Source organism: Methylobacterium sp. WL103 (assembly GCF_008039885.1).
GTDB classification, from domain to species: domain Bacteria; phylum Pseudomonadota; class Alphaproteobacteria; order Rhizobiales; family Beijerinckiaceae; genus Methylobacterium; species Methylobacterium cerastii.
The window spans coordinates 1-10,320 of record NZ_VRUX01000109.1 but is presented as its reverse complement, the minus strand read 5'-3'; the positions used below and the strand labels follow the sequence as shown (position 1 = coordinate 10,320).

Sequence of the window (10,320 nt, the reverse complement as noted above, 5' to 3'; positions counted from 1 at the left end):
CGCCTGCGCCGCGGTGGTGAAGGCCGACGCCTACGGCTGCGGCTCCGACGCCGTCGTGCGGGCGCTGTGGACGGCCGGCTGCCGCACGTTCTTCGTCGCGCATCTCGGCGAGGCCGCACGGGTGCGGGATGCGCTGCCGGAGGCTGCGATCTACGTCCTGAACGGGCTGCTGCCCGGCGCGATGCCGGCCTATGCGGCACTGGACCTGCGCCCGGTGCTCGGCTCGGTGCAGGAGCTGTCCGATTGGGCCGCCTTCGGAGGCGGGACGCGGGCCGCCGCGCTGCACGTCGACACCGGCATGAACCGCCTCGGGCTCTCCGTCCCGGACGCGTTGGCGCTCGCTGGCGACCCGCGGATCGCGGCCGCCGGAATCGACCTGATGATGAGCCACCTCATCAGCGCCGAGCTGCCCGGGGAACCCGTCAACGCCCGGCAGATCGCCGACTTCGCACGCGTGCGCGCGGCGTTCCCCGGCATTCCCGGATCGCTCGCGAACTCGTCGGGCGTCTTCCTCGACGGGGCGACGCATCACGACCTGCTGCGCCCGGGCTACGCGCTGTTCGGCGGCAACCCGACGCCCTATCGCGCCGCCAACCCGATGCGGCCGGTGGTGCGGCTGGAGGCGACGATCCTGCAGATCCGCCACGTCGAGGCCGGCGCGCAGGCCGGCTACAACGGGCGGTGGACCGCGCCCGCCCCCCGGCGCCTCGCGACGCTCTCGCTCGGCTACGCCGACGGCTATCCCCGCGCCGCGAGCGGCCGCGGCCATGCGCTCGTTTCCGGCATCCCCTGCCCGATCCTCGGCCTCGTCTCGATGGACCTGATCATCCTCGACGTCACCGAGGCGCCCGAGGCCGCGCGCGGCGGCGTCTCCACGCTGATCGGCGACGCGCTCGACGTCGATACGGTCGGACAAGCCGCGGGAACGATCGGCTACGAGATCCTGACGGGGCTGGGTTCCCGTTACGTTCGCACGTATATCGGGGGCTGACGCCGTCCTCCGCCACGGAGTCGGACCCGCTGATTCGTCGCGAGCGCATGGCAAAGATCCACCAGACCTTCATCTGCCAGGCCTGCGGCGCGGTCTACAACCGCTGGCGCGGGCGCTGCGAGGCCTGCAACGGCTGGAACACGATCGTCGAGGAGACGCCCGGCGGCTCCGGCCCGCAATCGGGACCGGCCGCGACCCGGCCCGGCCGCGCCCGCGGGCGCGTGTTCCCCCTCGAAGGCCTGACCGGCGAGGCCCGCGAGGCGCCGCGCATCCCGTCCGGCATCGGCGAGCTCGACCGCGTCACCGGCGGCGGCTTCGTGCGCGGCTCGGTGATCCTGCTCGGCGGCGATCCCGGCATCGGCAAGTCGACCCTGCTGATGCAGGCCTCGGCCGCCATGGCCAAGACCGGCGAGCGCGTCGCCTACATCTCCGGCGAGGAGGCGGTGGGGCAGGTGCGCCTACGCGCCGAACGCCTCGGGCTGTCGGGCCACCCGGTGGAGCTGGCCGCCGAGACCAACGTCGAGGACATCGTCGAGACCCTGTCGCAGGGGCGCCCGCCCGCGCTCGCGATCATCGACTCGATCCAGACCATGTGGACCGAGACCGTCGAGTCGGCGCCCGGCACGGTCACGCAGGTGCGCTCCTCGGCGCAATCCCTCATCCGCTTCGCCAAGACCACGGGCACGGCCGTGATCCTCGTCGGCCACGTCACCAAGGACGGGCAGATCGCCGGCCCGCGCGTGGTGGAGCACATGGTCGACGCCGTCGCCTCGTTCGAGGGAGACCAGGGCCACCACTTCCGCATCCTGCGGGCGGTGAAGAACCGCTTCGGGCCGACCGACGAGATCGGCGTGTTCGAGATGACCGACATGGGCTTGGCCGAGGTGCCGAACCCCTCCGCCCTGTTCCTGGCCGGCCGAGACCACCAGGCCGCCGGCACCGCGGTCTTCGCCGGAATGGAGGGCACGCGCCCCCTGCTCGTGGAGATCCAGGCGCTGGTCGCGCCCTCGTCGCTCGGCATGCCGCGCCGGGCCGTCGTCGGCTGGGACCCGAACCGGCTCTCGATGGTGCTCGCGGTGCTGGAAGCCCATGGCGGCATCCGGCTGGGCACGCACGACGTCTACCTCAACGTCGCCGGGGGCCTGCGCATCTCCGAGCCTGCGGCGGACCTGGCGGTCGCGGCAGCCCTCGTCTCGTCCCTGTCGGGCGCGGTGCTGCCGCCGGAGACGGTGTATTTCGGCGAGATCGGCCTATCGGGCGCGATCCGGCCGGTGGCGCAGGCCGGCGCACGCCTCAAGGAGGCGCAGAAGCTCGGCTTCGCGAAGGCGATGACCCCGCAGGGGCGCGGCGAGACGGTGGATCGGGCGTTCGCGACGGAGTCGCTGCGCCACATCGCCGACCTCGTGGCCGGAATCGCCGCCAACGGGCCGCGACGGGTCGGCTCAGGCAAGCGCCGCCATGCGGCCCACGACGAAGACGAGGATTAAACGGCCGACCCAGTCCGGTCCTACGAACCATCCGCGCTGGATCGCGGGTTTGGACCAGGGGGCAGAAGCCTGTCTGCAACCGGCGGTTCCGGCGGCCGGCGGTCGCCGCCGAGGGTGACGGCCGAGTTTCACCGCGATATAAAGCGCGCGCGGTCCCAGGGGAGCCGCAGACCGCATCGCTTTCGTCGTGGCATCTCCCCATCCGATCCGAACCCGCAGATGCCGTTTTCCGTCCTCGACCTCGTGGTGCTCGGCATCGTCGTGATCTCCGCGCTGCTGGCGGCCGTCCGCGGCGTCACGCGGGAGGTGCTTGCGATCATCGCCTGGGTCGCCGCCGCCGCGGTGGCGTGGTCGCTCTATCCGATGCTGCTGCCGACGGTGAAGCAGCACGTGACCAGCGACACCGTGGCCCTCGTCGCCTCGATCGCGGCGATCTTCCTCGGCACGCTCATCGTCGTCTCGATCATCACCGTGAAGATCTCCGACGTGGTGCTCGATTCGCGCATCGGCGCGATCGACCGCTCGCTCGGCTTCCTGTTCGGCGCCGCCCGCGGCTTCCTGATCTGCGTGATCGGCTGGGTGTTCCTGTCCTGGCTGGTCCAGGGCAAGGTCCCGACCTGGGCCGCCGAGGCGCGCACCCGCCCGATGCTCGAGAAGTCCGGCGACGCGCTCGTGGCACAGCTGCCCGAGAACCCGGAGGGCTTCCTCAAGCAGTTCAAGAAGCCGAAGGTCGACACCCCGCAGAACGAGCCGGTCGACGCGCCGGCCGAGACCGAGACGCCGGTGGTGCGTCCGACCACCCCGGCCGTGCCCGCGCCGCGGCGCTGAGGCCGCCTCCGCATGCTTATGTCGCCGTGGTCACCCTGACCTGCGTTCGATCCGGCTTGGTTGCGATGCCGCGAGCGCTCAGATAACGCCTTGACGACGGCGCCGCGGGCCGACCGCGCGGATCCGCTCCGGGCGGCCCCTTGCGGCATTCCGGCGGACGGCAACCAGGGATCGACCTCAGGCCATGTCACACCACGCCGCAACCGTGGATTCCGTGTTCGATCCCGAGACCGATGGCGACACGCTCCGCGAGGAATGCGGCGTCTTCGGCATCTTCGGCCATCCCGACGCCTCGGCGATCGTCGCGCTCGGACTGCACGCCCTGCAGCACCGCGGCCAGGAGGCGGCGGGCATCGTCGCCTTCGACGGCGAGGTCTTCCATTCCGAGCGCCGCCCCGGGCTCGTCGGCGATTCGTTCTCGGACGGCGGCACGATCGAGCGGCTGAAGGGCCGTGCCGCGATCGGCCACGTGCGCTACTCGACCACCGGCGGCACCATCCTGCGCAACGTCCAGCCGCTCTTCGCCGAACTCGCTGGCGGCGGGCTGGCGGTGGCGCATAACGGCAACCTCACCAACGCGCTCTCGATCCGCCGCGACCTCGTGCGCGACGGCGCGATCACCCAGTCGACGTCCGACACCGAGGTGATCCTGCACCTGGCTGCGCGCTCGCGGAAACCCCGGATCGTCGAGCGCTTCATCGACGCGCTGCAGGCGATCCAGGGCGCCTACGCCATCGTCGCGCTCACCAACAAGAAGCTGATCGGCGCCCGCGACCCGCTCGGCATCCGCCCGCTGGTGCTCGGCGAACTCGACGGCCGCTACATGCTGGCCTCCGAGACCTGCGCGCTCGACATCATCGGCGCGAAGTTCGTGCGCGACGTCGAGAACGGCGAGGTCGTGGTGATCTCCGAGGACGGCATCGAGTCGATCCGCTTCGCCGACAAGGTGCCGATGCGGCCGTGCATCTTCGAGTACATCTACTTCGCCCGGCCGGATTCGGTGGTGAACGGCAAGAGCGTCTACGCCGTGCGCAAGAACATCGGCGTCGAGCTCGCCCGCGAGGCGGCGGTGCCGGCCGACGTGGTGGTGCCGGTGCCGGATTCCGGCGTGCCCGCGGCCTTGGGCTTCGCGCAGGAGACCGGCATCCCCTTCGAGATGGGGATCATCCGCAACCACTATGTCGGCCGCACCTTCATCCAGCCGACGCAATCGGTGCGCGAGCTCGGCGTGCGGATGAAGCATTCGGCCAACCGCGCGGCGATCGAGGGCAAGCGCATCGTGCTCGTCGACGACAGCCTGGTGCGCGGCACCACCTCGGTGAAGATCGTGCGGATGATGCGCGAGGCCGGCGCGGCGGAGGTGCATTTCCGCATCGCGAGCCCGCCGATCACCTATCCCGACTTCTACGGCATCGACACGCCCGAGCGCGAGAAGCTGCTTGCCGCCACCCACGACCTGGAGGGCATGCGCCGCTACATCGGCGCTGACTCGCTGGCCTTCCTGTCGATCCCCGGCCTGTACCGGGCGATGGGGGAGAACGAGCGCGTCGAGGCCTGCCCGCAATACACCGACCATTGCTTCACCGGCGACTACCCGACCGGCCTGACGGACCTGGCCATCGCCGGCCCGAAGCGCCTCGCCATGCTCGCCGAAGCGGATTGACCGTCCACACATGACCGAAACCAAGACCCTCGACGGCCGCGTCGCCGTCGTCACCGGCGCCTCCCGCGGGATCGGCCGTGCCGCGGCGCTCGCGCTCGCGGAAGCCGGCGCGCACGTCATCGCCGTGGCGCGCACGCAGGGCGCGCTGGAAGAACTCGACGACGCGATCCGCCGGGTCGGGTCGAGCGCGACCCTCGTACCCCTCGACCTCACCGACTACGACGGCATCGACCGGCTTGGCGCGGCGATCAACGACCGCTGGAAGCGCCTCGACATCGTCGTCGGCAACGCCGGCATCCTCGGCAACCTCATGCCGATCGGCCACATCACCCCCAAGGTGTGGGGCCAGGTGATGGACGTCAACGTCACCGCGAACTGGCGGCTGATCCGCTCGCTCGACCCGCTGCTGCGGATGTCGGATGCGGGCCGGGCGATCTTCGTCACCTCCGGGGCGGCTTCCAAGTGCAAGGCCTATTGGGGGCCCTACTCCGTGTCCAAGGCGGCGCTCGAGGCCCTGGTGCGGACCTACGCGGCCGAGAACGCGACTACGGCCGTCAAGGCGATGCTGCTCAATCCCGGACCGTTGCGCACCGACATGCGCCGCGCTGCGATGCCGGGCGAGGACCCGGAGACGCTGCGGACGCCGGAAGACCTCGCGCCGCACTTCGTCCGGCTGGCGAGCCCCGCATCGACGGATTCCGGCACAATCTACGACTTCCCGACCGACCGCATCCTGACCCCGCAAGCGACGCGCTGACGGGTCCGGACGGCGCCCGCACCATTCGGATATCCTGATGATCGACGTGCGCTGCATCTGCGCGATCGGCCAGCGCGGCCAGCTCGGGCTGAACGGCCAGCTCCCCTGGGAGGGCAACACCGATCCGCTCTTCGTCGAGGACGTGACGCGATTCTTCGCGCTGACCATGGGCCACGTGCTGATCGCCGGCCCGAAGACGGTGGCCTCGGTGCCGGCCTTCGCGTTCGAGGATCGCACCATCGACGTGATCCGCTCGCACGAGGACCCGGAGGCGGTGCTGGCGCGCTATCCCGGCCGCCGCGTCTTCGTCGGCGGCGGCATCGCGGTCTGGAACGTCTACGCCAAGTACATCCAGAACTGGGACGTGACCCGCCTCCCCTACGACGGCGACGCCGACCGCTGGTTCGACCCGGCCTGGCTCGTCGGCGGGGCGCTGCGCGGGTGACGGCATCCTTCGCGGACCCGGCGCGTTTCAGCGGACGTGCCGAACGCGAAGGGATGCGATGACCACCGAGAGCTACCGCTTCGGCATCGAAGAAGAGTACTTCCTGGCCGACGCGGAGACGCGCGGCACGCCGCGGCGCTCGGTCAAGCCGTTCCATGTCGAGGCGGCCGAACGGCTGCCCGAGGCGGGGCGCGAGTTGCTGCAGTGCCAGGTCGAGGTCTGCACGCCGCCCGTCACCGATTTCGCCGAAGCAAGAGATTCGCTCGCCCGGCAGCGTGGGGCGCTCGCGGACCTCGCCGCCGAGCACGCGCTTCTGATCTTCGCCGCCGGCACCCATCCGGTGGCCGACTGGTCGCGGCAATTGCCGACCAAGGGCGACCGCTACCGCGGCATCCTGCGCGACGTCGGCTTGGCCGGGCGGCGCAGCCTGATCTGCGGCATGCACGTCCACGTCGAGGTGCCGGACCCGGAGGCGCGCGTCGACCTGATGAACCGGCTGCTGCCGTTCCAGCCGCTGCTGTTCGCGCTCTCGGCCTCCTCGCCGTTCTGGCAGGGCAAGCCGACAGGGCTCACCGCCTATCGCCTCAGCGCCTTCGGCGAGCTGCCGCGCACCGGCCTGCCCGAACTCTTCGCCGACGCCGCCGCCTACGCGCGCTACGTGCGGATCATGACCGAGGCGGGGTCGATCCAGGATGCGAGCTTCCTGTGGTGGTCGCTGCGGCCCTCGATCAAGTTCCCGACGCTGGAGCTGCGCATCGCCGACAGCTGCACCCGACTCGCCGACGCGCTGACCATCGCCGCCCTGTTCCGCTGCCTCGTGCGCCTCGTGGTGCGCCGGCCGGACCTCAACGCCGGCCTCGACGGGGTCTCGCGGGCGCTCGCCGACGAGAACCTGTGGCGCACCCAGCGCAGCGGCGTCGGCGCCGAGCTGATCGACGAGACGCGCGAGGCGGCCCTGCCCTTCGCCGACGCGCTGGAGGCGGTGCTCGACCTCGTCGCCGAGGATGCGGCGGCTTTAGGCTGCGCGGCCGAGGTCGCCCACGCCCGCACCATCGCCGCCGAGGGCACCAGCGCCGACGGCCAGATCGCCGCCTTCGAGGCGGCACGGGAAGCCGGCCTGAACAACCGCCAAGCCCTCGACGCCGTCGTGGATTGGCTGTCTCGAACGACGCGGGGTGCGTGAGGGTGCCGTCGCCCGGTGCGGCTCCCGTTGCGCCCGTGCGCGTCCTCTGCCTCGGCTACAGCGTCACCGAGGAGGTCGGCTACGTGGAGCGGGCCGGCGAATGCGCCGCCGCCGAGGGGGCCGACCTCGTCTTCCTGAAATCCGGCTGGGGCGGGCACAGCGTCCACGCCATCGCCTACATGATCGACGAGATCCTCGACACGATCGCCTGCGATCGGGTCCTGCTGGAATTGTTCACCGGCAACGTGCGCTACTACGACCGCCGCGCGCTACGCTTCTTCCTCGACCAGATCCTCGCGGCGACCGCCCGCCGCGGCCGCCCCGTCGCCTTCCTCAATCTGTATCAGGGCGGGGTCGACTACACGTCGGAGACGGTCGCCGGCCTCCTCGACGAATACGAGGCCTGCCTCGGCATCCCGATCCTCGATCTCGCCCGGCCCGTGGCTGCATCAGGCCCGGAGGAGCGCGCGCTCTGGCTCAAGGACGGCACCCACGTGACGCCCGCCGGCGCCGACCACTACGGCCGGCAGGTCTACGACTTCGTGCGCGGGCGCGGGTTCGGCGCGGCCTACATCCACCGCTACCGGGCGTTGCCGAGCCTGTTCACGCCCCTCAGGCTGGTGGCGATGCCGGACTGCTCCTGCCCCTTCGCGATGCAGCGGAACGGCATCCCGCTGCACTATGCGACGATCCCCGAGAACACGTCGCTCTCGATCAATCTCGGGCGCCGCGCCGACGTGCGCGCGGTCATGACGACCTACGGCCCCCTGAACGGGACGCTACGCTTCTCGAGCCCGTCCAGCGAACGCACCCGCGACGTGCTGCTCTACGACCGCTTCAGCTACTACGCGCGCTCGATCGTCATGAACGTGAACCTCAAGGGCATCCGGACCCTGACGTGCTTCCAGCGCGACATCGTGCCGGACATCGAACTCGCGAAGGGCGAGAAGAACACCGGGCCGCGGATGGGCTACGTCTCGCACGTGTTCCTTCACCGGCGACTGACGCCGACGGAATGGCTGCGCCATCACCGGCACCGCGCGTTCTGGGTCATGCACCGCCTGCGCCGTGCCATCTCTCACTCTCGCAAGAGAACCGGCGCGTGACCTAACCCTTGTCGAACGGGTTCGACGAGGTCCGCAGGCTCCAGCGGATCGGCGTGCCCGGCAGGTCGAACGATTCGCGCAGGGAGTTGGTGAGGTACCGCTGGTAGCTCTTCGGCAGGGCGTTGAGCTGGTTGCCGAACAGCGCGAAGTGCGGCGGGCGGCTCTTCACCTGGGTGGCGTAGCGGATCTTGATGCGCCGGCCCGACACCGCCGGCGGCGGGTTGCGCTGCGTCGCCTCGGAGAGCCAGTCGTTGATCCGCGACGTCGAGATGCGGGTGTCCCAGACATCCGCCGCCTTGATCACGGCCTGCATCAGCTTGTCGAGGCCGTCGCCGGCCAGCCCCGAGAGCGGCACCACCGCGACGCCGCGCACCTGCGGCAGCAGCCGGGTGCAATCCTCGCGCAGGGTCTTGAGCAGGCCCGGCTGGTCGGCGACGAGGTCCCACTTGTTGAGGCCGATCACCAGGGAGCGGCCCTCGCTCTCGACGAGGTCGACGATGGTAAGGTCCTGCTTCTCGAACGGGATCGTGGCGTCGAGCAGCACCACCACCACCTCGGCGAAGCGCACGGCGCGGATGCCGTCCGACACCGCGAGCTTCTCGAGCTTGTCCTCGATCCGGGCGCGGCGGCGCATGCCGGCGGTGTCGTGCAGCTTGATCCGGCGGCCGTGCCACTCCCAATCGAGCGAGATCGAATCACGGGTGATGCCGGCCTCCGGGCCGACGAGCAGTCGGTCCTCGCCGAGCATCCGGTTGATCAGCGTCGACTTGCCGGCGTTCGGGCGGCCGACGATGGCGACCTTGAGCGGCTTGCCGCGCGGGTCGTCGTCCTCCTCGTCCTCGTCGGTTTCCGGCAGGTTCTCCTTCAGCGCCTCGTGCAGCTCGCCGATGCCCTCGCCGTGCTCGGCCGAGAACGGGATCGGGTCGCCGAGGCCGAGGCGGAACGACTCGTAGGCGCCGGCCATCCCAGCGCCGCCCTCGGCCTTGTTGGCGATGAGGATCACCTTGCAGCCGGCCCGGCGCACTAACTCGGCGAAGGGCTGGTCGGCGGGCAGGATGCCGGCGCGCGCGTCGATGACGAACAGCACCACGTCCGCTTCGAGGATCGCGGCCTCGGTCTGCATCCGCATCCGGCCGAGCAGCGTCGCCGAATCGGCCTCCTCGAGGCCCGCGGTGTCGATGATGCGGAAGTTCAGGCCGCCGAAGGCGACGTCACCCTCGCGGCGGTCGCGGGTGACGCCGGGGCGGTCGTCGACCAGCGCCAGCTTCTTGCCCACGAGGCGGTTGAACAGGGTCGACTTGCCGACATTCGGCCGTCCGACGATCGCGACGGTCGGCAGTTCCATGGGGTGGTCCGTTCTATGATCGGTCGAGCCGCCGGGCCGGCCCGGCGGCGAAAGTCTGGAGAATGCCCAAAACCTCCGGTGCGAGCCAGTCGCACCGGAGGTTTTGGGCCAGCATCTTGGGCGATCAGCGGGTGATCGGCGGCGGGGGCGCGGCGGGCTCTGGCTTCGCCTCTGTCACAGTCACCGGGCCGCCAGCCACCAGTGCGACGTAGACCTCGATGCGCTGGCGCAGGTTCTGCGGCGTCTCGGGGTCCATGTTGAGCTGGTCGAACCAGCGCCCGGCCTCGTCGTACTGCCCGCTCTTCAGGGCAGCGAGGCCCAGCATCTCGCGGGCCGTGAAGCGGAAGGGCGAGCCGGCGGCCAGGCTCTGCAGGCTCGCCAGCGCCGGCGCCGGGTCCGGCAGGTCGAGGCGGATCAGCGCGGCACGAAGCCGGGCCAGGTCGCGCAGGCCGTCGCCGAGCGCCGTGTCGCCGGAGATGGCGTCGAAGGCGCCAGCGCCCGCGGCCGGGTCGCGC

9 protein-coding genes and 1 pseudogene are annotated in these 10,320 nt (G+C 70.9%); 8 read left to right on the top strand and 2 right to left on the bottom strand.

Features of this window, described 5'->3' with window-relative positions; genetic code table 11:
• The 8 genes from alr to FV222_RS09455 all read left to right on the top strand — a co-directional run.
• Window positions 1-991: alanine racemase (gene alr / locus FV222_RS09490; protein ID WP_147813992.1), on the top strand; the 991-nt coding region annotated here is incomplete at its 5' end.
• A gap of 47 nt (window positions 992-1,038) precedes the next feature.
• Window positions 1,039-2,478, top strand: coding sequence for a DNA repair protein RadA (gene radA / locus FV222_RS09485; protein ID WP_147750481.1), 1,440 nt, complete (start codon window positions 1,039-1,041; stop codon window positions 2,476-2,478).
• A 219-nt stretch (window positions 2,479-2,697) separates the two neighbouring features.
• Window positions 2,698-3,306 (top strand): CvpA family protein, encoded by a 609-nt coding sequence (locus FV222_RS09480; protein WP_147750480.1) that lies wholly within the window; start codon window positions 2,698-2,700, stop codon window positions 3,304-3,306.
• A gap of 184 nt (window positions 3,307-3,490) precedes the next feature.
• Entirely contained in the window at window positions 3,491-4,969 is a 1,479-nt protein-coding gene (purF, locus tag FV222_RS09475; protein WP_147750479.1) for an amidophosphoribosyltransferase, read from the top strand.
• A gap of 10 nt (window positions 4,970-4,979) precedes the next feature.
• Entirely contained in the window at window positions 4,980-5,726 is a 747-nt protein-coding gene (locus FV222_RS09470) for an SDR family NAD(P)-dependent oxidoreductase (protein WP_147813990.1), read from the top strand.
• 37 nt (window positions 5,727-5,763) lie between these two features.
• Entirely contained in the window at window positions 5,764-6,171 is a 408-nt protein-coding gene (locus FV222_RS09465) for a dihydrofolate reductase (RefSeq protein ID WP_147750477.1), read from the top strand.
• A gap of 58 nt (window positions 6,172-6,229) precedes the next feature.
• Entirely contained in the window at window positions 6,230-7,354 is a 1,125-nt protein-coding gene (locus FV222_RS09460; RefSeq protein ID WP_147762640.1) for a carboxylate-amine ligase, read from the top strand.
• Window positions 7,355-7,389: 35 nt separating this feature from the next.
• A complete protein-coding gene (locus FV222_RS09455) occupies window positions 7,390-8,460 on the top strand; it encodes a hypothetical protein (RefSeq protein WP_147762639.1) in 1,071 nt (356 codons plus the stop codon).
• Between the two features lies 1 nt (window position 8,461).
• On the opposite strand, the gene der is transcribed toward FV222_RS09455, so the two are convergent.
• A complete protein-coding gene (gene der / locus FV222_RS09450; protein ID WP_147750474.1) occupies window positions 8,462-9,805 on the bottom strand; it encodes a ribosome biogenesis GTPase Der in 1,344 nt (447 codons plus the stop codon).
• Window positions 9,806-9,929: 124 nt separating this feature from the next.
• Window positions 9,930-10,320, bottom strand: a pseudogene (locus FV222_RS09445) (hypothetical protein); the annotation flags it as partial.

Excerpts from the sequence above, each read along its gene's own strand:
- radA (WP_147750481.1), top strand. The coding sequence starts at position 1,039 with ATGGCAAAGATCCACCAGACCTTCATCTGCCAGGCCTGCGGCGCGGTC.
- FV222_RS09480 (WP_147750480.1), top strand. The coding sequence starts at position 2,698 with ATGCCGTTTTCCGTCCTCGACCTCGTGGTGCTCGGCATCGTCGTGATC.
- purF (WP_147750479.1), top strand. The coding sequence starts at position 3,491 with ATGTCACACCACGCCGCAACCGTGGATTCCGTGTTCGATCCCGAGACC.
- FV222_RS09470 (WP_147813990.1), top strand. The coding sequence starts at position 4,980 with ATGACCGAAACCAAGACCCTCGACGGCCGCGTCGCCGTCGTCACCGGC.
- FV222_RS09465 (WP_147750477.1), top strand. The coding sequence starts at position 5,764 with ATGATCGACGTGCGCTGCATCTGCGCGATCGGCCAGCGCGGCCAGCTC.
- FV222_RS09460 (WP_147762640.1), top strand. The coding sequence starts at position 6,230 with ATGACCACCGAGAGCTACCGCTTCGGCATCGAAGAAGAGTACTTCCTG.
- der (WP_147750474.1), bottom strand. The coding sequence starts at position 9,805 with ATGGAACTGCCGACCGTCGCGATCGTCGGACGGCCGAATGTCGGCAAG.